The organism is Cryobacterium soli, from assembly GCF_003611035.1.
In the GTDB taxonomy this organism is placed as follows: Bacteria; Actinomycetota; Actinomycetes; order Actinomycetales; family Microbacteriaceae; genus Cryobacterium; species Cryobacterium soli.
On the sequence record NZ_CP030033.1, the window covers coordinates 1813230 to 1835302 of the forward strand.

The 22073-nt window shown below is 68.9% G+C and carries 30 protein-coding genes; 14 read left to right on the forward strand and 16 right to left on the reverse strand.

Features of this window, described 5'->3' with window-relative positions; genetic code table 11:
• Positions 1-167 precede the first annotated feature (167 nt).
• The 10 genes from DOE79_RS08210 to DOE79_RS08255 all read right to left on the reverse strand — a co-directional run bounded on the left by DOE79_RS08210 (position 168) and on the right by DOE79_RS08255 (position 10161).
• Positions 168-965 carry a TrmH family RNA methyltransferase gene (locus DOE79_RS08210; RefSeq protein ID WP_120338075.1) on the reverse strand — a complete coding sequence of 266 codons (798 nt, stop codon included), beginning with the start codon at positions 963-965 and terminating at the stop codon, positions 168-170.
• Between the two features lie 107 nt (positions 966-1072).
• The gene (locus DOE79_RS08215; RefSeq protein WP_120338076.1) at positions 1073-2554 is read right to left on the reverse strand and encodes an NAD-dependent succinate-semialdehyde dehydrogenase; all 1482 of its coding nucleotides are present in this window, start codon (positions 2552-2554) and stop codon (positions 1073-1075) included.
• A gap of 126 nt (positions 2555-2680) precedes the next feature.
• Positions 2681-3142, reverse strand: coding sequence for a hypothetical protein (locus DOE79_RS08220; RefSeq protein ID WP_245977210.1), 462 nt, complete (start codon positions 3140-3142; stop codon positions 2681-2683).
• A 73-nt stretch (positions 3143-3215) separates the two neighbouring features.
• On the reverse strand, positions 3216-4184 hold the full coding sequence (locus DOE79_RS08225) for an anti-sigma factor domain-containing protein (protein ID WP_120338077.1): 969 nt from the start codon (positions 4182-4184) through the stop codon (positions 3216-3218).
• Positions 4171-4746, reverse strand: coding sequence for an RNA polymerase sigma factor (locus DOE79_RS08230; RefSeq protein WP_245977211.1), 576 nt, complete (start codon positions 4744-4746; stop codon positions 4171-4173). The genes DOE79_RS08225 and DOE79_RS08230 overlap by 14 nt, the downstream gene beginning before the upstream one ends.
• 162 nt (positions 4747-4908) lie before the next feature.
• On the reverse strand, positions 4909-5739 hold the full coding sequence (locus tag DOE79_RS08235) for a class F sortase (protein WP_162942661.1): 831 nt from the start codon (positions 5737-5739) through the stop codon (positions 4909-4911).
• Positions 5740-5847: 108 nt separating this feature from the next.
• Positions 5848-6678 (reverse strand): DUF4397 domain-containing protein, encoded by an 831-nt coding sequence (locus DOE79_RS08240; protein ID WP_120338080.1) that lies wholly within the window; start codon positions 6676-6678, stop codon positions 5848-5850.
• A 278-nt stretch (positions 6679-6956) separates the two neighbouring features.
• Positions 6957-7553 carry an isochorismatase family protein gene (locus DOE79_RS08245; protein WP_120338081.1) on the reverse strand — a complete coding sequence of 199 codons (597 nt, stop codon included), beginning with the start codon at positions 7551-7553 and terminating at the stop codon, positions 6957-6959.
• Between the two features lie 23 nt (positions 7554-7576).
• On the reverse strand, positions 7577-9139 hold the full coding sequence (locus DOE79_RS08250; RefSeq protein ID WP_120338082.1) for a D-alanyl-D-alanine carboxypeptidase/D-alanyl-D-alanine-endopeptidase: 1563 nt from the start codon (positions 9137-9139) through the stop codon (positions 7577-7579).
• Positions 9140-9174: 35 nt separating this feature from the next.
• Positions 9175-10161 carry a Gfo/Idh/MocA family protein gene (locus tag DOE79_RS08255; protein WP_120338083.1) on the reverse strand — a complete coding sequence of 329 codons (987 nt, stop codon included), beginning with the start codon at positions 10159-10161 and terminating at the stop codon, positions 9175-9177.
• Between the two features lie 60 nt (positions 10162-10221).
• Here DOE79_RS08255 and DOE79_RS08260 point away from each other — a divergent pair, with 60 nt between their 5' ends.
• On the forward strand, positions 10222-10389 hold the full coding sequence (locus DOE79_RS08260; protein ID WP_120338084.1) for a multidrug transporter: 168 nt from the start codon (positions 10222-10224) through the stop codon (positions 10387-10389).
• A gap of 208 nt (positions 10390-10597) precedes the next feature.
• Positions 10598-10810: a hypothetical protein gene (locus DOE79_RS20485; RefSeq protein WP_162942662.1), complete on the forward strand. Its 213-nt coding sequence runs from the start codon at positions 10598-10600 to the stop codon at positions 10808-10810.
• Positions 10811-10820: 10 nt separating this feature from the next.
• Here the strand turns inward: DOE79_RS20485 and DOE79_RS08265 are convergent, their stop codons facing one another.
• From DOE79_RS08265 to DOE79_RS08290, 6 genes are all read right to left on the reverse strand, one after another.
• The gene (locus tag DOE79_RS08265; protein WP_162942663.1) at positions 10821-11660 is read right to left on the reverse strand and encodes an SGNH/GDSL hydrolase family protein; all 840 of its coding nucleotides are present in this window, start codon (positions 11658-11660) and stop codon (positions 10821-10823) included.
• A gap of 138 nt (positions 11661-11798) precedes the next feature.
• Entirely contained in the window at positions 11799-12299 is a 501-nt protein-coding gene (locus tag DOE79_RS08270; protein ID WP_120338086.1) for an aminoacyl-tRNA deacylase, read from the reverse strand.
• Positions 12300-12445: 146 nt separating this feature from the next.
• The gene (locus tag DOE79_RS08275) at positions 12446-13723 is read right to left on the reverse strand and encodes an alpha-amylase family glycosyl hydrolase (RefSeq protein ID WP_120338087.1); all 1278 of its coding nucleotides are present in this window, start codon (positions 13721-13723) and stop codon (positions 12446-12448) included.
• A gap of 171 nt (positions 13724-13894) precedes the next feature.
• Complete coding sequence (locus tag DOE79_RS08280; protein WP_120338088.1) at positions 13895-15082, reverse strand: site-specific integrase; 1188 nt, start codon at positions 15080-15082, stop codon at positions 13895-13897.
• A complete protein-coding gene (locus tag DOE79_RS08285) occupies positions 15079-15471 on the reverse strand; it encodes an ImmA/IrrE family metallo-endopeptidase (protein ID WP_120338089.1) in 393 nt (130 codons plus the stop codon). Before DOE79_RS08285 ends, DOE79_RS08280 begins: the two co-directional genes overlap by 4 nt.
• Positions 15455-15940, reverse strand: a complete 486-nt coding sequence (locus tag DOE79_RS08290) for a helix-turn-helix domain-containing protein (RefSeq protein WP_162942664.1) — start codon at positions 15938-15940, stop codon at positions 15455-15457. The genes DOE79_RS08285 and DOE79_RS08290 overlap by 17 nt, the downstream gene beginning before the upstream one ends.
• A 45-nt stretch (positions 15941-15985) precedes the next feature.
• Here DOE79_RS08290 and DOE79_RS08295 point away from each other — a divergent pair, with 45 nt between their 5' ends.
• From DOE79_RS08295 to DOE79_RS08345, 12 genes are all read left to right on the forward strand, one after another.
• Positions 15986-16348 carry a hypothetical protein gene (locus DOE79_RS08295; protein ID WP_162942665.1) on the forward strand — a complete coding sequence of 121 codons (363 nt, stop codon included), beginning with the start codon at positions 15986-15988 and terminating at the stop codon, positions 16346-16348.
• Positions 16348-16554: a helix-turn-helix domain-containing protein gene (locus tag DOE79_RS08300; RefSeq protein WP_120338092.1), complete on the forward strand. Its 207-nt coding sequence runs from the start codon at positions 16348-16350 to the stop codon at positions 16552-16554. The genes DOE79_RS08295 and DOE79_RS08300 overlap by 1 nt, the downstream gene beginning before the upstream one ends.
• Positions 16555-17038: 484 nt before the next feature.
• Positions 17039-17422 carry a hypothetical protein gene (locus tag DOE79_RS08305; protein ID WP_120338093.1) on the forward strand — a complete coding sequence of 128 codons (384 nt, stop codon included), beginning with the start codon at positions 17039-17041 and terminating at the stop codon, positions 17420-17422.
• Positions 17419-17778: a hypothetical protein gene (locus DOE79_RS08310; protein ID WP_120338094.1), complete on the forward strand. Its 360-nt coding sequence runs from the start codon at positions 17419-17421 to the stop codon at positions 17776-17778. The genes DOE79_RS08305 and DOE79_RS08310 overlap by 4 nt, the downstream gene beginning before the upstream one ends.
• The gene (locus DOE79_RS08315) at positions 17775-18089 is read left to right on the forward strand and encodes a hypothetical protein (protein WP_120338095.1); all 315 of its coding nucleotides are present in this window, start codon (positions 17775-17777) and stop codon (positions 18087-18089) included. Before DOE79_RS08310 ends, DOE79_RS08315 begins: the two co-directional genes overlap by 4 nt.
• A complete protein-coding gene (locus tag DOE79_RS08320; RefSeq protein ID WP_162942666.1) occupies positions 18086-18406 on the forward strand; it encodes a hypothetical protein in 321 nt (106 codons plus the stop codon). The genes DOE79_RS08315 and DOE79_RS08320 overlap by 4 nt, the downstream gene beginning before the upstream one ends.
• Positions 18406-18570 carry a hypothetical protein gene (locus DOE79_RS20490; protein ID WP_162942667.1) on the forward strand — a complete coding sequence of 55 codons (165 nt, stop codon included), beginning with the start codon at positions 18406-18408 and terminating at the stop codon, positions 18568-18570. The genes DOE79_RS08320 and DOE79_RS20490 overlap by 1 nt, the downstream gene beginning before the upstream one ends.
• A complete protein-coding gene (locus DOE79_RS08325; protein ID WP_120338097.1) occupies positions 18567-18995 on the forward strand; it encodes a hypothetical protein in 429 nt (142 codons plus the stop codon). Before DOE79_RS20490 ends, DOE79_RS08325 begins: the two co-directional genes overlap by 4 nt.
• Complete coding sequence (locus DOE79_RS08330) at positions 18992-19582, forward strand: hypothetical protein (protein ID WP_120338098.1); 591 nt, start codon at positions 18992-18994, stop codon at positions 19580-19582. Before DOE79_RS08325 ends, DOE79_RS08330 begins: the two co-directional genes overlap by 4 nt.
• An 85-nt stretch (positions 19583-19667) precedes the next feature.
• Positions 19668-20717 carry a YqaJ viral recombinase family nuclease gene (locus DOE79_RS08335; RefSeq protein WP_120338099.1) on the forward strand — a complete coding sequence of 350 codons (1050 nt, stop codon included), beginning with the start codon at positions 19668-19670 and terminating at the stop codon, positions 20715-20717.
• The gene (locus DOE79_RS08340; RefSeq protein ID WP_120338100.1) at positions 20714-21544 is read left to right on the forward strand and encodes a recombinase RecT; all 831 of its coding nucleotides are present in this window, start codon (positions 20714-20716) and stop codon (positions 21542-21544) included. The genes DOE79_RS08335 and DOE79_RS08340 overlap by 4 nt, the downstream gene beginning before the upstream one ends.
• Entirely contained in the window at positions 21544-22020 is a 477-nt protein-coding gene (locus DOE79_RS08345; RefSeq protein ID WP_120338101.1) for a hypothetical protein, read from the forward strand. The genes DOE79_RS08340 and DOE79_RS08345 overlap by 1 nt, the downstream gene beginning before the upstream one ends.
• Positions 22021-22073 lie beyond the last annotated feature (53 nt).

Here is a 22073-nt window from a genome sequence, read left to right on the forward strand (position 1 = left end):
TCCTCCAATTCCCGCCGGCGCGGCGAGCGGATGCCGGAATCCCGCGGCTCTGGCCCGGCCCGGGAGATCCAGCATGAGTCATGCGCGCCGGTCGGGCGGAGCGGCCCAGTCGAGTGCCGGGGCAGAGCGGCCGGGCGGGCAGAGCGGCCGGGCGGAGTGGCGGGCGCTCAGCCCGAGAGGGCCCACATGGCCACGGCGCTGGCGGCGGCCACGTTGAGGGAGTCGATGCCGTGCTTCATGGGGATCTGCACCACGGAGTCCGACGCGGCGAGCGCCTCATCCGTGAGCCCCTCGCCCTCGGCGCCGAGAAGCAGCGCCAGCCGGGCATGCTGTTCCCCGTTGACGTCGCGCAGGCTCACCGCGTCCGGGGTCAGCGCCAGGGCCGCGACGTGGAAACCGTGCTCGGTGAGCAGCCGGCGGGTGCTCGCCCAATCGCCCACCCGGGTCCACGGGACCTGCAGCACCGTGCCCATCGATACCCGGATGGCCCGGCGGTAGAACGGGTCGGAGCAGCGCGGCGTGACGAGGATCGCGTCGGCCCCGATCGCCCCGGCGGAGCGGAAGATGGCGCCCACATTGGTGGGGTCGGTCACGTTCTCGAGAATCAGGATGCGCCGGGCGCCGGCCAGCAGCGTCCCAGGGTCCGGCAACGCGGGCCGGTGCATCGCGGCGATCAGCCCCCGGTGCAGCACGTAGCCGGTCAGTTCGGTCAGCAGCTCCCCCGGCCCGACGAACACCGGTACGTCGTCGCCGACGAGCGCGCGGGCCTCGTCGAGCGTGTTCGCCAGGGTGAGCACCGAGCGGGGCCGGTGCCCGGCGCGAAGCGCTCGCTCGAGCACGAGCGCGGACTCGGCGATGTACAGCCCGTGCTCGGTGTCGCGCGCCTTCTTGAGCGCCACATCCGTCGACTGGGTGTAGTCGGCCAACCGGGGGTCGCTGAGGTCGGAGATCTCGATAACGGGCATCCGAAAAGCCTACCGACGCCCGTGCCGGGCAGAAACGCCCGCGAAAGCGGCCGAAAGGCTGCCTCAGCTCGCTGAGGTGACCGTTTCACCGCTTTCGCGGGACGCCCCTAGTCGTAGTCGGCGAAGGGGTCGGGGGTGAGAGTGTACTTCGTCGAGAGGTACTCGTGGATGCCCTCGGCGCCGCCCTCCCGGCCGAGGCCGGACTGCTTGACCCCGCCGAACGGGGCCGCGGCGTTTGAGACCACGCCCATGTTCAGGCCCATCATGCCCGTCTGCAGGCGTTCAATCATCCGCTGACCGCGTGCGAGGTCCCGGGTGAACACGTAGCTGACCAGCCCGTACTCGGTGTTGTTGGCGATGCGCACGGCGTCGTCCTCGTCGTCGAACGGCACGATCGACAGCACCGGGCCGAAGATCTCTTCGCGCAGGATGTCGCTGCCCGGCTTGACGTCGCTGATCACGGTCGGCTCGTAGAACGTGCCCGTGCCGGCCAGGGCGTGCCCGCCGGTGAGCAGCGTCGCGCCGCGGCCGAGCGCCTCCTGCACCAGGGTATCGGCCTTGGTCACGGCATCCGCGTTGATCAGCGGGCCGATGTTGACGCCGGATTCGGTGCCCCGGCCCACGGTGAAGTCGGATACTGCCTCGGTGACCCGGCGGGCGAACTCCTGGGCCACATCACGGTGCACGATGAACCGGTTGGCGGCGGTGCAGGCCTGGCCCACGTTGCGGAACTTCGCCGCGAGGGCGCCCTCAACGGCGCGGTCCATGTCGGCGTCCTCGAAGACCAGGAACGGGGCGTTGCCGCCGAGCTCCATCGAGGTGCGCAGCACGTTCTGCGCGGACTGCGCGATGAGACTCTGGCCGACGCCGGTGGACCCGGTGAAGCTCAGCTTCCGCAGCCGCGGGTCGGCGATGATCGGCCCGGACACGGCGGAGGACTGCGAGGTGGTGACCACGTTGATCACCCCGGCGGGCACACCCACCTCCTCGAACAGCTTGACCAGGTACAGGGTGGTGAGCGGGGTGAGCGCCGCGGGCTTGATCACGACGGTGCAGCCGGCGGCGAGCGCGGGCGCGATCTTGCGGGTCGCCATGGCCAGTGGGAAATTCCACGGGGTGATCAGGAAGCTGGGGCCCACCGGGTGCTGCGACACGATCATGCGGCCGGTGCCCTCGGGGTTGGTGCCGTAGCGGCCGGTGATGCGCACGGCCTCCTCACTGAACCAGCGCAGGAACTCCCCGCCGTAGGCGACCTCGCCGTAGGACTCGGCGAGGGGCTTGCCCATCTCCAGGGTCATCAGCAGGGCGAACTCGTGCTTGCGCTCCTGCAGCAGCTCGAAGCTGCGGCGGAGCACCTCACCCCGCACCCGCGGCGGCGTTGCCGCCCAGGCCTCCTGTGCCTCGTCGGCGGCGGCGAGCGCGGCCAGGCCGTCGGCGACACCGGCGTCGGCGATGGTCTTGATCACCTTGCCCGTGGACGGGTCGTGCACGGTGAGGGTGTTCCCGTCGGCGGCGGGCACCCACTGCCCGTTGATGTACAGCTCGTTGGGTACGTGCTGGAGCAGCTCTGCTTCGGTTACGTGCGCCACAAATGCCTCCCTGAAGTCGTTGCTTCAAATCTACCCGCGTACCGCCGGACATCCCCTGGCCCCGCGGCGCCGGCGCTTCCCGTGCGTGTCGCGACCCGGTTGGCCGGCGGCTCTGGTCGGCTCGCGTCAGCCCCGCGCCCGTCGATCGGCCGGCAGGATTCCCAGGCAGAGCAGCAGGAAGATCAGCTGCAGCATCCCGGTGGTGAAGTAGATGGTGTGCAGGATCGAGTAGACCGGCAGCAGCGCCACCTCCACGTAGATCCAGATGACCATGCCGAACCCGGCGACCCCGGCTGCGGCGGGATACCACGGAAGGTGCCGGTGCTGCAGCAGCACGGCAAGCCCCTGCGTGCCGCCGACCACGAGCAGTAAGACGAGCCCGGGGATCACGAACGAGTCGAACGGAGTGCCGTCCAGCCAGCTCAGCGGCATTCCCATCCCGTTGCCGAGGATCAGGCCGACACCCCCGCCGACCGCCGACACGAGGTTGAACCAGCCCACCACGAGCAGCCCCAGCCACCAGCGCCGCGGCGTCGCCCGGTCGGTCTCGGCGAGGGTGGGGCGAGCGGATGTCGGGTGGGCGGCCATGCTGTCATCCTGTTCCCCCGGCGGGTCGGTCACAATCCCCAGCTCGGGGCGAGCCGGCGGCGGCCTGGCGCGGTTAGAGGCCGTGCAGGGTGCCGCGCACGATCGAGTCACCCGAGTGCGCCGGGTTGCCGTCGTCGGGTTCGGCGGAGACGTCCACCACGGGGTACTGGGACAGGTCGAGATCTGCCGGAATGCTGAACCGGCCGCTCGAGCCGTCGAGCAGCCCCACGCTCACGAGCCCGGTGGCGTCGGCGGTGAGCAGCCAGACCTCGCGCAGCCCGACGCCGTCGTCGCCCCCGGTCAGATCCACCACGACATCGCGCTGACCGTCCGCGTTCTCCTCCACGGCGGCGCTGCCGCTGGCCGTCCAGCCGGGCAGAGCGTCGAGCTGCGCCTCGGCGATCACGGGCACCGGGGCGGGTGACCGGGTCGCCTGCCACCAGGCCCCGGCGGCGATACCGCCCACCAGACCCACCGCGCAGGCCGCGGCGGCCAGGGGCAGCCAGCGGCGCCGGCGCCGGCGCAGATCCACAACGGATGCCGGCGGCCGCGCGGGCCCATCGGCTCCCGTGCCGGGTCCGGCCGGTGCGCTCGGCCCGGTCGGCCCTGTCGCCGCTCCGGCGCTCGCACCGCCGGACCCACCAGGCAGCCCCTGCGCGTCCGGCGAGGTCGGTGCTCCGACGCCCTCGGCGTGCGATTCGGGGGTTCCCGCGCCGCTCACCACGTGGTCCTCCGACCGCACGGCAGTGACGTCCTCGGCGAGCTCCTCCGCGGCCGCGCTGTCCTGCGGATCTGCCAGGCGCGGCACCCCGACCACATCCTCGGAGAGCCCGAGGGCGGCATGGATACGCCCCCAGACGGCATCCGCCGGTTCGACGAGATCGACGCTGCCGGCGCTCCGGCCGATCAGCACGGTGCGCCGCAACGCATCCAGCTCGCCGGTGCAGCCGGGGCAGTCGGCCAGGTGGGCGCGTTCCTGAGGGCTGAGTTCGAGCTCCGCGAGCGCGACCAGGGCGAGGGTGTCGCGGTCAAGATGCGTCATCGTTCGCCTCCAATCGGGTGCGCAAGCGGGTGAGGCTGCGGCGGATGTGGCTCTTCACGGTGCCGAGCGGCAATCCGAGGCTATCGGCGATTTGGACGTGGGTGAGGTCGTCATAGAACGCGAGCCGCATCACCCGTTGCGGAACCGGTTCGAGCCGGCCCAGTTCTTGGCCCAGCAGCAGCCGTTCGGCCACATCCGCCGAGTCGTCGACGGCGAGGATGTCGGCGCCGTCGACCAGGCTCTGTTCGATGCGCCGCTGCTTCGCCCGGGCCTCGTGCGCGTCGGCGATGCAGTGCCGGGCGATGCCCACGATCCAGGCCGGTAGCGGCGCCCGGGCCTCGTCGAAGCCGCCGCGGCCACGCCAGGCGGCGATGAACACCTTCTGGGTGACGTCTTCGGCGTCGCCGGCGTCACCGAGCGAGCGCATCGCGAGGGTGTACACGAGTGACGACCAGCGCGCGTACGTCTCGGCGAGCGCCCGTTCATCGCCCGCGCGAAAGGCGGCGACCAGGCTCGCGAGGTCGCGTTCGTCGTCGGTGCTGTTCGCGTAGGGTGCGCTCACGTAGCCGTGTGGCCTCCGGGATCGATGCCGCGTGGTGCGGGTGTCCATCTCACTCCTCGCGACCCGCAGGTGCCGGCTCGCAAGTGCGACCAGCATAACCACGACCGGCCGATTCCCGCACGCCCCGTTCGGGCGTCACCCACCGCCGCATCCGTTCGACGGTCATGGTGCCGGCACCGCCGTCACGATGACGTTCGAGAGGTACCGCTTGGCGTCGTAGTCGAACTCACCGCCGCAAGTCACCAGCGTCAACCGGGGCGCTCCGGTGCGGTCGAACACGCTCGCCCACGGCACCTCGGGCTTCTCCTGGCTTTCGACGGATGCGACCGTGTACCGGTGCGCGCCGCCGTCGGCGGTCTCCAGCACGATCTCCGTTCCCACCGGGGCATCGGCGAGGGCGGCGAACGGGCCGATGTCGTAGGCGAGGGAGTCCACGTGCGCGGCCAGTACGGTGGCGCCTGCGGTGCTGCCGGGCCCGGACCCGTACCGGTACCAGGCGGCGACGGCCGGGTTGGCCGGCAGCGCCATCGCCCCGCCGTCGGCCAGGCCTTCGGCCTCGACGGGCATGTCGATGTCGAGGGCGCCGGCCATGACCCGCACCGGGGCGCTGACCGGAGCCGGTTGCGCGGCCAGAGCCGCGGACTGCCGCGGTACCGTCGCCGCCGGGGAGGGGGCTGGAGCCGCTGTCATCCTCGGCACGGTGACCGCGGGCTGGGCGTCGGGGGCCGGTGAAGCACCCGGCATGCCGCCGGGAAGCGTCGCCGAGGCGGGGCCGCCCAAGCCGCTGAAGGCGCCGGCGGCAGGATCAGTGCCGGCCGGCGCCGCGCCCGGGGCGGCGCATCCGCTGAGCAGGCCGACGAGCAGGCTGCCCACCAGGGCCGGCCCGAGGCCAGCGCGGTAGCGGGTGGCCCGCCGGTTCCCCTGCGGACCGCCCTGGCGTACCCCCCGCGGGTGAAGGCTCTGCGGGGGACGACCGCCGGGCCGAGGATTCATCTGCTGCGCACCTCGCTCGCTCTGGGCACCCCGCTTCCGCGGGGCGCGGGCCACGGTGGCCAACCCGAACAGGCTCACCGTGACCCGACCTTTCCTGCTTGGTATCCGCTAGCGCCGCGCCTCGGCCCGACGGGTGCCGTAGACCGCAGCGGCGCTGATGGCCAGCACCAGGGCGAGGGCCGCACCGCCTATCCACCAGCCGGTGGCGTCGCCGGGCTGGTTGGTGGCGACCAGACCCGCACTGCCGGCCGGGACGCCGTCGGGGTTGGAGTGCAGGCCGTCGATCGTCTGCACGGCCAGCGCCAGGTTGGCGTCGGCGAGGCTGCCCCAGGCGTAGACGATGGTGTTGGTTCCCTCGGCGACGTTCACGTCGGCCGGGCCGATCACCGGGTCGGTGGTTCCGGTGGCGGCCACCGACGCCGACACCGTGCCGGCCGGCAAGGTGAGCAGCGACTCGTTGGGGTTGGTCAGGTTGGTGATCACCGGGGTGCCTCCCGCGAGGATGTCCACGGCGGGTGCCGCGGCCACGTGACGCACCGTGAGCCGGCCTTCCCCGGCGCCGACGGTGGCGATGTCGTTGGTGAACAGGGTGGCTGTGGGCGTTCCAGCGGCGTCGAGGTGGGCCACGGCGGTGTAGTTCTTGCCGCCCTCCAAGGGAAGGTCGACCGGGCCGATGGCCGGTGAACTCGCGTCCGTGGCATCCGAGGCGGTGATCGCGACAGTGTAGGTGCCCGGCGCCAGTTCGAGCGGGCCGGCGAGGTCGCCGGGCTCGAAGTTGTCGAGGGTGAGGTCGCCGTTCACGTACACGTCGACGGTGAGGCCGGGGACCCCGTGCAACACGGAGAGTTGGGCGACGTCGTCTGCGGCGTTCGCCGGGGCGATTCCCGCCAGGGCGACAAGGGCGCCGGCTGCGACGCCGACGATAAGGGTCTTGCGCATGGTTTCCTCCAGTCAGTGGAACGAGAGCGGGAACCTGTCGGTTTACCCGTTACCCGTTACTTCCGGAGCAGACCCCTATTCGGATGCACCCGCGCTGGAAAATTTCCGCGAGCGTGCGAGTTGCCACTTCCCGCCCCTTCAAGCTCCCAGGGGGCCTCGACTGCCAAGACACCGGATGCTGCCCACTTGCCGCGAAGCTCCCCTTCACGCCCGCGCAGAGGGCACTATGCCGCAGGTCAGCGCAGCGGCAGGCGACGCAGCAACGAATCGCCGCGAACTCAGGCCTGCTCGACGAGCTCCGACGTGGCCAGCACCGCGCCCGCGTGGGCGAGCTCGGCGAGGGCCTTGTCGCTGGACTCCGGCGCCACTCCGGCCACGAGGTCGGTGAACACCCGCACGTGCTGGCCGTGGTCCAGTGCATCGAGCCCGCTGGCCCGCACACAGTAGTCGGTGGCCAGGCCGACCAGGTCGACATCCGTCACGCCGGCGTCGATGAGCAACTCGCCGAACTTCTGCCCAGAAGCGTCGACGCCGTCGAAGATCGAGTAGCCCGGCTGGCCCTGGCCCTTGAGGATGTGCACCGTGGTCTCGGGCAGGTGCAGCGCCGGGTGGTAGGCGGCACCGGGAGTGTCGGCCACGCAGTGCACCGGCCAGGTGTCGATGTAGTCGGGTTCGGCGTCCACCGCGAAGTGACCGCCGTTGTCTTCCGCGGCGTTGTGCCAGTCCCGCGACGCGTAGACGTGCTCGTAGCTGTGCGGATGCGCCGTGAGCAGGTCACTGATGGCCTCGGCCACCGCCGCCCCGCCGGCGACGCCCAGGGCGCCGCCCTCGGTGAAGTCGTTCTGAACGTCGATGATGATCAGTGCGCGGGTCACGGAAGCACTCCTGTCGTTGAGATTCAGTTGTTCGAGAGGTTGTTCCCGCAGCGGAAGAACCCCGTCGTGATGGTATCGATCGCCTGCTTCGCATTATCGCCCACATCCCCGAGCGCGTATACGGCAAAGGTGAGGGTGCTGGCGTCGTCGGCGTTGATGATGCCGGAGAGGGTGTAGCCGGTGTCGATCCAGCCGGTCTTGGCGAACACGGCGCCGTCGGCATCCGAGTTGGCACCGGTGAACCGGTCGCTGTAGGACAACGACCCGGTGTCGCCGCCGGCGACGGGCAGACCGTCGAAGATGACACCCAGGTTGCCCTCGCGGGCGTTGATCTTCTGAAACAGCTTGGTGAGGTAGGCCGGCGGCACGGCGTTGTTGTCGGACAGGCCCGAACCGTCGACGATACGGATGCCCGTTGTGTCGATGCCGTACTCCTTCAGTCCCGCCAGCACCGCGGGTTCGATGGCGCCGAAGGTGTTGCCTGAACCGCCCTCGACGGCCACCAGACGAGCGAGCATCTCGGCCAGGGCGTTGTCGGAGACGATGAGGGACTGCTGGATCAGCACCGACACCGGCTGGGACTGCGCCGAGGCGAGCACGGCGGCTCCGGCGGGAGCGGTGCCGACGCTCACGGTGACGTCGCCGCCGAGTTCATCGGCGAAGGCTGCGCCGGCCCTTGCGACGGGATCGTCGCTGCGCGCGGAGGTACTGCGGTAGGGGTCGTCCCGGTCGCCGTCGACCTGCAGCGCGGTGATCTCGGGCATGTAGCCGTCGGTCTGCTCCTTGCGATCCCAGCTGGGTTCCCAGCCGGGATCACCGAAGTAGGAGGAGTCCAGGACCACCGAGGTGATCGGCCCCTCCGCCGCGGTGCGGGCCTGTTCGGCCAGCGCGTCGAGGTGGGCCGCGCCCTCGTAGAACGATTCGTCACCCGTGGGGGTGCTCGAAAGGGTGAGGTCGCCACCGCCGACGAGCACGATCTGGCCCGGCTCGGCGCCGGCCACAACCGTGGTCGTGGCCCGGTAGTCCGGGCCGAGAACGCTCAGGGCGGCCGCGGAGGTGAGCACCTTGAGCACGCTGGCCGCACGCGATGCGGTGCTGCCGCCGCGGTCGAAGAGGATCTCGCCGGTGGCGGCGTTGACCACCTGCGCCTGGAAGTCGCCGAGCCGGGAGTCGGCGGCCAGGTCGGCGACCGAGCAGGTGCGCAGCGGGCTGGCGGTGGTGGCGGCCGCGGGGGCCGGCCGTAGCTCCGGGGTGGTCGGGGTGGGCGTGGGGGTCGGGGTGCTCGTGGTCCCGGCCACCGGAACCGCCCGCGGTTCGAGTCCTCCGGTGGCGGCGCCGGCCCAGACGGCTCCGCTGCCGAGCAGCACGAAGGCCACGGCCGCCGCGACGATGACACGCAGCCGACGGTTGGCCCACAGTGCTGCGAGGTTCGCGGATGCGCCGGTGCCGGCCGCTCCACCGGTGTCGGCTGGAGCGCCGGCCCCGGTGCCATCAGACGCAGCCGTTCCGAGGCGTTGGGTGGATTCCCCGGCCGGGTTCAGCGAGGGATCCCCGGGTTCGGGCACGGTCGCATCTGGTGTGTCCACTCGCTCATTTTAGCGAGCGAGGGTGTGAGGCCGCCTTACTCGCCCGGGTAGACCAGACCGATCTGCGCGCGCATCTCGTCGAGGGTCTCCATGATCTGCACCGACTCGGCGGTGCTGAGCAGCTCGCTGCTGATCAATCCGGCGGCCACAAGACGCTCGGCCTCGGTGGCCTGGAAGTGCATGCCCCGCCCGACGAATTCCGGCGTTTCATAGCTCTCGACGACCTCGTTGTTGCTGTTGTACACGCGGAACGAGGTGGGCGAGTACCAGACCTCGTCGATGTCGATGCGCCCCGCGGTGCCGAGGATGCTCGCGGTGTTCGGGCCCTTGGTGTCGCTCGCGGAGTGCAGCGTCGCGATCTGCCCACCCGGGTAGCGGAACACGCTGGCGATCTGCGCATCCACCCCGGTGTCTTTGAACGTGGCCGCGGTCAGGATCTTCTCTGGCGCACCGAACAACGCCGACGCGAACGACACCGGGTAGATGCCGAGGTCGAGCAGCGCGCCGCCGCCGAGCGGCAAGGAGTTGATGCGGTGCTCGGGGTCGTCGGGCAGGTCCTGGGTGTGGTCGGCGAGCAGCGTGTGCACGTCGCCGAGCGCGTTGGCGGCCAGCAGTTCGCGGATGCGCCCCATGTGCGGCAGGAACCGGGTCCACATGGCCTCGAGCAGCAGCAGGTTCTTGCTCGCGGCGAGCGCCACCAGGGTGCGCGCCTCGGCGGCGTTCAGGGTGATCGGCTTCTCCACGAGCACGTGCTTGCCGGCCTCGAGGGCCAGGGCGGCGTTGGCCGCGTGGAACGGGTGCGGGGTCGACACGTAGACGATGTCCACCTCCGGGTCCGCCACGAGCGCCTCATAGGACGGGTGCGCGGTGGGGATGCCGAACTCGGCGGCGAACGCATCCGCCGAGGCCTGGCTGCGGGATCCGACGGCCTGCACCGTGAACCCGTTCTTCACGAGGTCGCCGGCGAATTGGTGGGCGATTCCGCCCGTGGCCAGGATTCCCCAGCGGAGTGCTTCAGTCATGCTGCGAGCCTAGCGAACCGGCCCGGCCGCTCCCCCGATTGGCGTGTTATCGTGCCGTTCATGAGCGAAAAATTCTTCGACGAGAACCGGCACGACCAGCTCACCACCGCCCCCAAGGCGAGCGAGGCGGATGCCGCGCCGCGGGTGACCGTGGACGAGAAGCCCGACGGCGTCAAGCGCATCGACGTGGCCGACACGGCCGCGGTGCGCCCCGGCAACCCCGAGTAGGTCGCGGCAGCCGAGTCGCTCACGAGCCTGCGTACCTCGCTCGCCGTTGGTCGAGCCTGTCGAGACCTCGGGGGCCGGTCTCATGACGACAACCGGCCTAACGGGTTCGCCAGCTGGTTTCGGCAGGCTCAACCGGCGAGTTGTGACGTCCCGGATGTGTCATCTGCCGTTTGCCGAGCCGTCACCGGCCGCGCGTACGCTGACGCACGTGAGCGAGAATCTGCTTCTCCCCCGGCGCACGGCTCAGCACCAGCGAGTCGTGCCGAGTCCCGTCTCCCCCACGCGGCCGGCGACCCCGCCCCCGCCTGACTTCTGCCTCCGAAACTCCCCCACCGACCTGCTGTTCCGCGCGCTCTGGCAACTGGTGGGCCTCTACGTTTTTGTGGTCCTGGTGGTCAAAGACCGCCGGTTGCCCCGCTGACCTGCCCGCGTCACCGGCCGGTCTGCTCGAGCACCCGGTCGGCAAGGGCGCGATAGCCGGCATCCGTGACGTGCACCCCGTCAGGTGCGACCATCGACTCCTCGATCAGCACGGGATCGATCAGGCTCACGTACTCCGCGCCGACGCGCTCGGCGGCGGCCTGCACCCAGTCGTCCAGCTCCACGATGAGCGCCGTCGCCGGTTCGGCGGTCGACGGGCCCACGGCGATCATCCGGGCATCCGGCAGGCCCTGGCGGATGCCGTCGAACGTGGCGTCGACCGCCGCCCGCACCCGCTCGGGATTGCCGGCCAGCGCCCAGCGGTCGTTCTGCCCGCCGGCGATCACGACGATGTCGGGTGCGGCGGCGATCACACCAGGTACCCGCTCCACATACGTTGGGCACGCGTCCAGGCCGCAGGCGTGCGGGGTGGCCGTCGTGACGTAACCGGTGCCGCCCAGGCCCTGGTTCACCTCGGTCCAGCCGGCGTCCGCTGCCACGAGCGAGGACCACCGCCGCTCGACCGGAACGGCGCCATAACCCTGCGTGTAGGAGTCGCCGAGGAAGACGGCCACAGGTGCGGGGCCGGTCGGCTCGGCGGCGGGGCCGGGCGCCGCGGAGTCCGTGGGCGATGCCACCGGGGCCGGTGCGGCGGCGGATGGGGGCGGGGTGGGCACGACCGACGCGGGGGATGCCGCCCCGACGCCGACCAGGGCAGCCCAGACCGCGATGCCGCCGCCGAGAACCACCAGCAGCACCGCGCCCAGCAGCAGCAACTTGTGCCGGCGCGCGGCCCCGGCCGGCTTCACAGGGCCGCGCGGGTTGTTCGTCGGTACGCGAGGGTCGGCCATCTCCCCAGCCTAGGAGGCGACCCCGGGCGCACCCACCCCGCGAACCGAGAGAAAAGCCCCAAGAAATCCCCGGGAAGCGTGCCTACGTCACAGTTCTCGAGGGGATGCGCCGGACGCGCCGGTCGGCCCGGACCCCGTCTAGGAGCGCGGCTTGAGCTCGTCGGTGATGTCGGCGACCGTGGCACCATAGGCGGCGATGAGGGCGTCTGCGTCGACGAACGCCGAGTACCCGTGCTCCCCCGCGCCCATCGCCACACGGGTGCCGCGCATCCGCTCGTCGGCGAACACCGGCCAGGCTGTGCTGCTGCCCAACGGGGTGATGGTGCCGCGGGCGTAGCCTGTAGCGGCCAACGCCAGGTCTTCGTGCGGCAACGAGAGCTTGTTCACGCCCACGAGCGCGCGCAGCTTGGCCCAGCTGATCTGCCGGTCGCCGGGGACGAGTACGAAGATGTAGTCCCCGTCGTGTCGCTTCACCACGAGGGACTTGACGATGCCGGCCGGGTCAAGGCCCAGCAGCCGGGCCGCGCTCTCGAGGCTGTCGGCCGGGGGCCGCTCGACGATGTCGATCTCGAGTCCGCGCGACCGCGCATCCGTTTCGACGCGTTCGCGCCCTGTTCCAGCCATACCTGAGTCAACCATGCGCGCACGCTCGCGGCGCACGTTCAATCTCGCGGCGCAGGTTCCGTCTCGCGGCGCGAGATAAACCCCACACAAACCTGCGCCACGACGACAAACCTGCGCCACGACGATTTCCCTGCACCGCTGGCCGAAGTCAGTGGCTCCGGTCAGCCGAAGATCGCCCAACCGTGCGGCGGCACCGTGACCCCGGCCGGGCCGGCGTGGGCCGTGCCGGCCAGCCGCGGGGCCGCATCCGTGTCGACCGGGAGGGCCTCGTCGCTCAAGTTGAGCGCCACGACCAGGCGGTGGCTGCCATCGGTCACCTCGAACACGTAGCCGGTGTTCGTGAGGGCGAGCGGCCGGCTCGTGGCCGTGTGCAACCACGGGTGCCGCCGGCGCAGCCCGATCAGCTCCTGGTGCAGCACGAACGTGGCAGCGCCCGCTGGCTCAAGGCCGGCGGGGCTCTCCGGGTAGGCCGGCCGGATGGCGTCGTCGCCGCCGGCGCGCTGCTCCTTCACGGCCTGCAGACCCCGTTCGTCGCCGTAGTAGATCGCCGGGGTGCCGCCCAGGGTGAGCAGCAGCACGAGGGCGTGCGCGTGGTGGCGCGCGTCGGGGATCTGGCTGGCCAGCCGGGTCACGTCGTGATTGCCCACGAACGTGTACGGCACGAAGGCGCCCAGGAACGCGTTGTGCCGGGTGAGCGCCCAGTCCAGCTCGAAGAAGTTGCCCTCGGCCAGGCCGTGCCAGATCGCCTGCCACAGTTCGTACTGGGTGACGGCGTCGACCCCGGATGCGGCGACGAACGCGGCGTAGTCGCCGTGCAGCACCTCGCCCATCACGTACACCTCCGGGTGGCGCTCGCGCACCCGCGGGAGCACGCCCGCCCAGAACTCCGCGGGAAGGGCGTAGGCGGCGTCGAGGCGCCAGGCGTCGACGCCCCGGTCGAGCCAGTAGGTCATCACCCCGGTGACGAGGTCGGCGACGGCGGGGTTGGCGTGGTCGAGGGTCACCAGGGCGTCGTGCCCTTCGAACGCCACGAGTTCGCCGGCGGGCGTGCGCCGGAACAGGGCGTTCTCGGGCGCGGACGGGTCGGCGAGCGCGGTGACCAGCGGCCCGAACTCGCGGCCCACATGGTTGAAGACCCCGTCGAGCATCACCCGGATGCCGCGGCGGTGTGCCTCGGCGACAAGGTGCTCGAGGTCGGCGGTGTCGCCGAGCCGGGGATCCACCTCGAGGTAGTCGGTGGTGTCGTAGCCGTGCGTGCGGGAGGTGAACACCGGGCCGAGGGCCAAGCCGTTGGCGCCGAGCTCGAGGAGGTAGTCCAACCAGGGCACGAGCATCCGCAGCCGGTGCGTCGGCCGGCGGTCGACGCCGGTGACGTCCGCTCCGACGAAGCCGAGCGGGTACACGTGCCACCAGATCACGTGTTCGGTCCAGTCAGGCACGCCTCGACCCTACCGCGGCCACTGGCGCAGGGGGATGAAAAAAGGACCGGAGCCTCTCGGCTTCGGTCCGTGTTGGGGCCGCCTATCAGAATCGAACTGATGACCTATTCATTACGAGAGAGACAGCATCCCCTCGGCCTGACTCGGCTGGACTCGGGCGGCCCCGGGATTTCAACGATCTGACGGTTCTGCGTTCTGCCTGACTCGGCTGGGTTCGGCGTCATAGGGTGCAACATAGGGTGCAGCGGGCAGGTCCATCGCATCCATGAGCGCCTGCTCACGCTCGGCCAGCGGGTGCACGTAGGTGCGGTAGGTGAAGGACGCATCCGCATGCCCGAGGATCTTGGCCGTGACCGCCACGTCGCCATTGCTGTCGCTGATCAGGTGCGTCGCCGCGGTGTGCCGAGACTTGTACCGGCGGGCATCCTCGAGCCCGGCCGACGCGAGGAGCGCGTGCCAGAGCTTCGTGTCCATCTTCGCGTCGACGGGCTTGCCGTTCGACTGAGGGAACATGAGCGCGACGGGCTGCCCCTGGTAGCTCCAGCCCACCCACTCATCGCCGACCTGGGCCATGAGTCGCATCTGCTCCCTGCGGTGCTCGACCAGGAGCGCCGCGAGGGACTTGGGCAGCGTGATCTCCCGCTCCCCCGCCGCAGTCTTGGCGGCGTCCTGCAGGTAGAGGCCCTGGCCGGTGGCGCGCAGCAGCTGGTGGCGGATGGTGAGCACGCCGGTCTTCGCATCGAAGTCGGGCCACGTCAGCCCGAGCGCCTCGGCCGGCCGCAGCCCGAGGCGCACTGAGAGGTGCCAGCGCGCCCGGTTCCGGCCGACAGCGGCCGCGAGGATCGCGTCCCGGTCCTCTCGTGAGAACGCCGAGGTGTTCGGCTTCCCCTGCGGCTCCAGCTCGACGCGGAGGGCCGGGTTGAACGGGATGTGCCCACGCTGGGCGGCAACGTTCAGGGCGGTCTTGAGCGGCGCCAGGTAGCGGCGCTGCGACGCGGGCTTCACGTTGAGGTCGACGACCCACTGCTCGAGCCGCTCGGCGGTGAGCGCGGACAGCTTGATCGACCCGAGCTCAGGGATGATCTTGTTCGTGATGACCCAGGCGTTCAGCGCCGCCGTCGTCGGCCGCGCCTTCGTCACGTTCTCCGACCAGTGATTCATCCACTGGGCGACGGTCGGCACCTTCCCGGCGACGAGCCGGCCGTCGTCGCGCCGGTTGAGGAGTTCGCGCTTCTCCTGCGCGCACAGCGCCTTGGTCTTGTGGTAGCGGGTGTACTTCCTCTTGCCGTTCACGGTGACGTAGCCGCGCCACCCCTTGTCGGTCTTGGACATCGACCCTTCGCCCTTGGCGGCTCTCATGCGCTGTCCTTCTGTCCGTTGATGTAGGCGAGCAGGATGTCGCCGGTGACCTGGAGGTCGATGGCCCACTCGCGGGGGTCTGACGACCACATGGTGAGCTGGCGCAGGCGCTCGGCGGGGATCAGCCGGCGGGAGGCGGCAAGGTCCGCACGACGCTCCTGGCGGATCGACCACACCCCATCTGTGCGCCGGTCGTCGGCGAGGTAGTGGGCGATCTCGTGCGCGAGCACGCTGCGCTCCGTGGCGACCTTCATGCCGCGGCGCAGCAGGATGATTTTCCGGCCGGGGATGTACATGCCGAAGTTGGCGCGAAGTGATTGGTAGGCGACGGTGAGGCCGAGTTGTTCGGCGTGCTCGTGAGGGTCGTAGACATCAGTCGTCGAATTCATCAATCTCTATTACCGACTCCCCCGATTTGGCAACGGCGCCCAGCTGTTCGGCTTCGTCCTCGGTTGGAGTCTGGCGCAGGCGGGTGACATTGCTGCGCTCGCTCATCGCGGGGTGGCTCTCGTCGAGGGGTGTTTCGAGCATGCTCGACTGGCCCTTCTGGACGCGGCGCACGATCTCCTGCGCGATCTCTAGTTCCGAGAATTCGCGTAGCTGGAACTGGCGCGGCTCCACGCCTGCGCGTTCGATGTCGCTCTGGTCCAGGTAGCCAGCGCCGACCAACGCGTTGAGCGGGTTCACTCCATATGCGCGGGCCACGTCGACAACTTGGCGGGGGCGCGGGTATGCCTGCCCGGATAGCCATCTGCTGATTGTTGAGTCGGGTATGCCCGTGCGCTGGGAGATGATGCGGTTGGTGTCCGCGTCGGTGATGATGCGCAGGTATTCGGCCCAGTTCAAAGTCTCATCCACGTAGATACTGTATCGCAGCATTGCAGTTTTGCAATGACTTTCCGAATGAACATCGGCGTAAAGACGGGGATGTGTGCCGCGACACGCCGATTGCAGATATGCACGGTCCATGCGATTCCGCAACAAACACCTATGGTTGTGGACATGCAAACAGTCCCCGTTACCACAACTGCCAAGCCGGCACTGGTCCTGAACCGGCGACAGCTTGACGCACTTCGTAAGGCGAACGGCATCGAGACCGAGGCTGAACTGGCCCGGATCATCGGCGTCCGGCCGGAAACGCTGTGGCGGGCCACGAAGGGTGAGCCCATCTCGGGCATCTTCGCGGCGAGCGTGAAGATCGCTTTCCCGCACGCCTCGTTGGACAGCCTCTTCAGCGCCGTCTCAGAACGCGCCCTGGCTTCCTGATGGCTGCCGTCGTTGAGTCGGTCCGCCTCTACACGGTCGCCACTGTGGCGCAGCGTTTAGAGGTCGGCGTCGACTGGGTTTACGAGCGCATCGCCTCGGGGGTTCTCCCCGTGGTCGAGCTCGGAGACACGCGACGCAATCAGCGCATCCGGGCTGACCATCTGCAGGAGTTCATCAACTCCCGCACCTTCGGCCAGGCCAAGTAACACCCCCAATTCTTGCCCCTCGTCCTGAGGGGCATCCGCCGGCGTGCCCGCATGCCCTGAACGCACGACCAGTGAATGCCGTGAGGCACCTGTCTATGGCCCCAGGAGCCACCGGAAAGTCCGGCACGGCTGGGTGCAGCAGCAAATTGATAACTCAAGACAGCGCAGCGACAAGGATATTTACCCCGCCACACGGGGCACCGGGAACGAATTGGTGCAGGCGGAGGTCGAGCAGTACGGCGAGAGGGAGCGGCCATCCGAGGCCAGGCCCCGCCAGGAACGTAGTCGCGGCGTGTGCATGACGAGCAGGTCTGTCCCTGCGTCGCATGTGGCTTTACGGGGAATGGCCCGAATGAACCCATTCGAGCGGCGCGTCCCTTGAGGAGTGCCCGGGGGTGGATCCCGGCGTCGCACTCGCACAACACAACAACGGCCCCCTGCACGAACAGGGGGCCTCACTCATTGCTCCACGGAAGGAACGAACATGCCTGAACAGAATAGCAAGACGCAATCCCAGCTCGCCCAGATCAAGCTCCACGGGACCGTAGACCGGAACCACAGCCGCACCGGCAAGCCATCCGGGCAGATCAAGTGTGCCGATGGATTCACCGTCTCCGTCCAGGCGGGCGCGGGCATGTACTGCTCACCCCGACCCGATGGGTACGGCGACGGCGCGGCATCCCGGGACTTCGCCGGACCGTACGACCTCGCAGAGGTTGGCTTCCCCAGTGAGCGCCCCGAACCGTGGGCCGAGTGGGAAGAGTACTGCGAAAGCCCCGACGACCCGACCGCCACGGTCTACGCACACGTCCCGTTCGAGTCCATCCGCGAGTTGATCGAACTGCATGGTGGCGAGGTCACCTCATGACCACCGTCCCGCAGATCCGCCCGGACGACACCCCGCGCGCTCGCCTGTCCGACCCGGTGCAGTCGCACATGGCTGCCGACAGGTCGCAGCGCACGATCAAGGGCGCGTCCAAGGCGGTGCTGGTGCTCGTCTACCTGCAGGACTGCCTCAGCGGTTCGCAGATCAACGCCGAGTATGCGCACAGCCGGGAGCACTTTCGCTTCCCCCAGGTCGCCGCTGACACCCCGCGCAAGCGTGCGTCGGACCTCTGCAACGACGGCTTCCTCGAGGCGACCGGCACTCAGAAGGCGATCCGCCTGCAGGAGCGCATCTTCACCATCACCGAGCAAGGCAAGAGAGAGATAGGCGTGCGATGACTGACCCAGCTGAAATCGAACCGACCAGCGACGAGCGCATGACGATGGCCGAATGGAGCGCGATCCGCAATGCGGTGTCGGGCAAGCTGCGGTCCGTCTCATCCATCGGCGAGAAGGCGGCCATCGACGCCGCCGAGGCAATGCTCGGCGCCGGGTGGGTGTCGCCCACCAACGTCAGAGCGTGGCTCGCCGCTGAGGAGGTCCTGAGAGAGGAACGCATCGCCGCCGCGGCTGAGGTTGAGGCCGTGCGGATGGCGAACCGGCCGCGAATCGACATCGCAGTGCCGCGAGGCGCTGGGTTCCCACGATGACCCGCATGGAGACCCGCGGCGAACGTCTCGCCCGGAAGCCCCCGAAGCGCCGCCGCACCTGGATCCCCGTCCTGCCCGGCTACCTGTCCAACCTCGACCGCATGGACGGTCTAACCGAAAGGACCACCATGGCGACCTCAGGCGAGGACACGCAAACCGTCGAACGCGAGATGACCTGCAGACACGAAGTCATCCACTTCAACCTCGACACCCGCTGCTTCTGGTCCGGGCTGGTGGAGGTCCACATCACCTCCGACGACTGGGCCACATGGGAGTGCGGGAACAAGCACACCACGCAGTTCAAGTGGGAGGGCTGATGCGCGCGCTGTGGGTCCTCTTCCTCCTCGGCATCTTTTGGGCGTTCGTCTCCTCGGCGCTCGTCCTGCCGCACCTCATGATCATCCTCCCCACCCCGGGCCTGATCAGCCCGCTCATGATCCTCCCGTTCATTTACCCAACAGAAAGCAGTGACCAGCCATGACCGTCACCAACCTCTATGCGAAGTACCTGCAGGCCGATCGAATGAACAAGATCGCAGAAGCCGCCGGGGTGCGCGTGGATTACGCGCGACTTGACAATGGCGACAGCATCAATTCAGACGTCACCTTGCAGTGCAGCATCCTCAACGTGGGGTTTTCCGCCGAGGGTGAGGCCAACGAAGAGGCCGCCGAGCGGCTAATGCTGGCTTCTCCGAGCCTAATCATGGAACGCAAGAACGGGCTGATCTATCTAACTGGCATCACGAGCCAGGGCATCACCTACAAGTTCTACACCGGCGGTGGCGTCTGTGAGCGCGTGCAGGTCGGTACGAGAATCCTCCCCGCCGAACCCGCAAAGCCCGCACGCGAAGAGCCGATCTTCGAGGTCCGCTGCATCGACCCCCTGAATGCGCTGGTGACCGCATGAGCATCGGCACGAGCGAGGGCCTCACGTCCTCATCCGCTCAGCACCTCACCCCACGCCGCGTCGTCGGCATCGACCTCTCGATGACGTCGACCGGGCTCGCGCTGATCAGCGACGGCAGCGTGCACACTCACGTGGTCAAGTCGAAGTCCGACGCCGGGACGCTCAACAGCTTCCTCGAACGGTCCCACCTGATCGCCCGCACCATCGACGCAAAGATCGGCATCGGCGTGAGCGACCTCGTTGTGATCGAGGGTATGTCGTTCGGGTCCAAGTCCCGCTCGCTGGACAAGATCCACGGGCACTGGTGGATGGTGGTGCAGTTCCTGTGCGACTTCCTCGTGCAGGAGCCGGTGGTCATCGCCCCGTCTGCTCGGGCCAAGTACGCCACGGGCAAGGGCAACGCGTCGAAGGATGCCGTCCTCGCCGCCGCCATCAAGCGCTACCCCCTGGCGGCCATCACGGGCAACGACATCGCTGACGCCGTGATCCTCGCAGCGATGGGCGCTCGTCACATCGGGCAGCCGATCGAGGAGTCACTGCCGCAGGTGAACCTCACCGCGATGGAAGCCGTGAGGTGGACCTCGTGAGCAGCTGGGCCAGACAGCGCCCGGACGCCGCCGAGCTCACCGTCGACGACTACGACGAGTTGCCCGAGCAGGAAGCGGCCGACCGATGAGCTATCGCGTACTGACCGCCACCGCGAACACCCCCGAGTGGCTGACTGCCCGCAAGTCGATCATCGGCGCGTCCGAGGTTGCTTGCATCCTAGGCCTGTCGAAGTGGTCCACCCCGCTGGGGATCTACAACGACAAGCTGAACCCGAACATCACCGACGACATGACCGAGCGTCAGGAATGGGGCCACTACCTCGAGGAGCCGATTGCGCAGTGGATCCGCGACAAGAAGAACCTCGTGGTCCTGCCGTCGCCGGGCCTCATTCAGTCGATCGACTACCCATGGTTGGGCGCAACGCCTGACCGCGTGACCGACCTGGGCGAACCGGTGGAGTTGAAAACCTCCGACTCGTTCATGAAGGATGACTGGATCGACGGCCCGCCCGACAACTACCTCGTGCAGGTGTTCGTCCAGATGATCTGCCTCGGCGCCCGAAGAGGGTACCTCGGCGTCCTCCATGGCGGGAACCAGTTCGAGTTCTTCCCCATCGAGTGGGACCAGGAAGTGGTCGACCAGATCATCTCGATCACGAAGGACTTCTGGCAGAACAACGTCATGGCGAAAACGCCGCCTGAGCCCACGACAAGCGACGAGCTAGCCCTGGTCCACCGTGACTCTGGCGAGGCGCTGGAGGGTGGGGAGCGGCTGCTGCTGGCGTGGTATCTCGACGGGCAGGAACGCGGCACCTACAAGGAAGCCGACGCGCGGATCGAAGCGGTCAAGTCGGCCTACAAGGAGCTGCTGAACACCACGAACACGAGCGTCCTCACGTACAAGGGCAAGCCGCTCTACACGTGGAAGCGCCCGAAGCCGTCGACGTCGTTCGACATGGCCCTGTTCAAGCAGGAGCACCCCGCGCTCGTCGCCATGTACACCCGCGAGCACCCCGCCGCGCCCCGGTTCCTCCGCAAGGACACCAAAGCGCTCAACGAAGAGTTCGCCACCGACCCGCCCGAGGGCTGGGAGGCCGGACTCACCGTCACCGAAGTGCTCGCCAAGTACGACGAGCTCACCATTTGGAAGAACGAACAGAAGGACGCATCATGACAGACCTATCCAGCAAGATCGCCACCCAGCAGGTGGCGCAGAAGAAGGCCCCGACCATCCGCGACCTCGTGCAGGCGCAGCAGGCGGCCATCGAAACCCAGCTGGCCGGCACGATGAACTCCGGCGCATTCGTCCGGGCGGCCATCAGCACCATCAGCAGCAGCCCGAAGCTGCAGCAGGCCACCCCGGCCAGTGTGCTCGGCGGCATCATGCTCGCCGCGCAGCTGAAACTGGAGATCGGCCCGGCGCTTGGTCACTTCTACCTCACCCCGAGGAGAGAGAAGGGGCAGGACATCTGCCTCCCCATCATTGGCTACCAGGGCTACATCGAACTGGCCTACCGGTCGGGGCGCATCGAGAAGATCGAGACGTTCCTGGTCCGTGACGGCGACAAGTTCGACCACGGGGCCAACTCGGAGCGCGGCCGGTTCTTCGACTGGAACCCCGCCGACTACGACGAGGACCGCCCCTGGATCGGCGTTGTCGCCATGGCGAAGATCAAGGGTGCCGGCACCGTGTGGGCGTACCTGCCCAAAGCGAAGGTGCTCGCCCGTCGCCCGCACTACTGGGACAAGGGCACCCCGTGGCAGACCAACGAGGAAGAGATGGCGCGCAAGACCGGCATCCGCGCACTCGCCCCGTACCTGCCCAAGTCGACCGAGCTCGCCCGCGCCATCGAGGCTGACGAGAACAAGGTCGAGTCAATCGCTGGGATTCACGACCTCGTGGTCACCCGCGAGGAACCCGAACCCGAAGTGATGACCGTGCAGGAGTCGTCCCCCATGGACCGCACCCCGCAGGAGCAGGCAGAGGACGCGGCGGGATAATGACCGCTCGCGATGACGTCAACGCCCGCAGGGTCGAACGCCTCACCGCGCAACTCGCCACGGAGCGCGCCAGTCTCGCCCGCCTGACCGCATCCGTCGAAGCCACGGCAGCCCGCAAGGCCGCCGCGCACTGGACGGAAACGGACAGCGCTACCGGGTCGGGCATCCGACGCAAGCCGAACGCGAAGGCTGACGCCCAACGGTACGCCGGATATGACAGGGAGGCGCTGGTCAGCATCGCCCACGCTGACGCGGTGAAGGAAGTCGCCCGGCTGGAGTCGGCGCTCAAGGCCGCCACAGCCGAGCGCTTCCGGGTGCTGTTCGTCCGTGAGGACCTGATCGGCGTCCGGGCTATCCGCGACGAGTTCGGCTGGCACGCCGTCGTGAAGGTCAACGCCAAGTCGGTGAGCATCAAGACCGGCTACTCGTGGAATGACCTGATCCCGTTCGACCGGGTGCTGGAAGCCCGCGCATGACCATCCCCCACCCCGCATCAACCAAGGGCCCTCACCGCGACGGTGGGGGCCTT

Excerpts from the sequence above, each read along its gene's own strand:
- DOE79_RS08335 (WP_120338099.1), top strand. The coding sequence starts at position 19,668 with ATGAGCTATCGCGTACTGACCGCCACCGCGAACACCCCCGAGTGGCTG.
- DOE79_RS08280 (WP_120338088.1), bottom strand. The coding sequence starts at position 15,082 with ATGAGAGCCGCCAAGGGCGAAGGGTCGATGTCCAAGACCGACAAGGGG.
- DOE79_RS08295 (WP_162942665.1), top strand. The coding sequence starts at position 15,986 with ATGAACATCGGCGTAAAGACGGGGATGTGTGCCGCGACACGCCGATTG.
- DOE79_RS08340 (WP_120338100.1), top strand. The coding sequence starts at position 20,714 with ATGACAGACCTATCCAGCAAGATCGCCACCCAGCAGGTGGCGCAGAAG.
- DOE79_RS08320 (WP_162942666.1), top strand. The coding sequence starts at position 18,086 with ATGACCCGCATGGAGACCCGCGGCGAACGTCTCGCCCGGAAGCCCCCG.
- DOE79_RS08315 (WP_120338095.1), top strand. The coding sequence starts at position 17,775 with ATGACTGACCCAGCTGAAATCGAACCGACCAGCGACGAGCGCATGACG.
- DOE79_RS08285 (WP_120338089.1), bottom strand. The coding sequence starts at position 15,471 with ATGAATTCGACGACTGATGTCTACGACCCTCACGAGCACGCCGAACAA.
- DOE79_RS08255 (WP_120338083.1), bottom strand. The coding sequence starts at position 10,161 with ATGACTGAAGCACTCCGCTGGGGAATCCTGGCCACGGGCGGAATCGCC.
- DOE79_RS08325 (WP_120338097.1), top strand. The coding sequence starts at position 18,567 with ATGACCGTCACCAACCTCTATGCGAAGTACCTGCAGGCCGATCGAATG.
- DOE79_RS08270 (WP_120338086.1), bottom strand. The coding sequence starts at position 12,299 with ATGGTTGACTCAGGTATGGCTGGAACAGGGCGCGAACGCGTCGAAACG.
- DOE79_RS08225 (WP_120338077.1), bottom strand. The coding sequence starts at position 4,184 with ATGACGCATCTTGACCGCGACACCCTCGCCCTGGTCGCGCTCGCGGAG.
- DOE79_RS08260 (WP_120338084.1), top strand. The coding sequence starts at position 10,222 with ATGAGCGAAAAATTCTTCGACGAGAACCGGCACGACCAGCTCACCACC.
- DOE79_RS08240 (WP_120338080.1), bottom strand. The coding sequence starts at position 6,678 with ATGCGCAAGACCCTTATCGTCGGCGTCGCAGCCGGCGCCCTTGTCGCC.
- DOE79_RS08235 (WP_162942661.1), bottom strand. The coding sequence starts at position 5,739 with ATGAATCCTCGGCCCGGCGGTCGTCCCCCGCAGAGCCTTCACCCGCGG.
- DOE79_RS08265 (WP_162942663.1), bottom strand. The coding sequence starts at position 11,660 with ATGGCCGACCCTCGCGTACCGACGAACAACCCGCGCGGCCCTGTGAAG.
- DOE79_RS08220 (WP_245977210.1), bottom strand. The coding sequence starts at position 3,142 with ATGGCCGCCCACCCGACATCCGCTCGCCCCACCCTCGCCGAGACCGAC.
- DOE79_RS08305 (WP_120338093.1), top strand. The coding sequence starts at position 17,039 with ATGCCTGAACAGAATAGCAAGACGCAATCCCAGCTCGCCCAGATCAAG.
- DOE79_RS08330 (WP_120338098.1), top strand. The coding sequence starts at position 18,992 with ATGAGCATCGGCACGAGCGAGGGCCTCACGTCCTCATCCGCTCAGCAC.
- DOE79_RS08210 (WP_120338075.1), bottom strand. The coding sequence starts at position 965 with ATGCCCGTTATCGAGATCTCCGACCTCAGCGACCCCCGGTTGGCCGAC.
- DOE79_RS08345 (WP_120338101.1), top strand. The coding sequence starts at position 21,544 with ATGACCGCTCGCGATGACGTCAACGCCCGCAGGGTCGAACGCCTCACC.
- DOE79_RS20490 (WP_162942667.1), top strand. The coding sequence starts at position 18,406 with ATGCGCGCGCTGTGGGTCCTCTTCCTCCTCGGCATCTTTTGGGCGTTC.
- DOE79_RS08300 (WP_120338092.1), top strand. The coding sequence starts at position 16,348 with ATGGCTGCCGTCGTTGAGTCGGTCCGCCTCTACACGGTCGCCACTGTG.
- DOE79_RS08310 (WP_120338094.1), top strand. The coding sequence starts at position 17,419 with ATGACCACCGTCCCGCAGATCCGCCCGGACGACACCCCGCGCGCTCGC.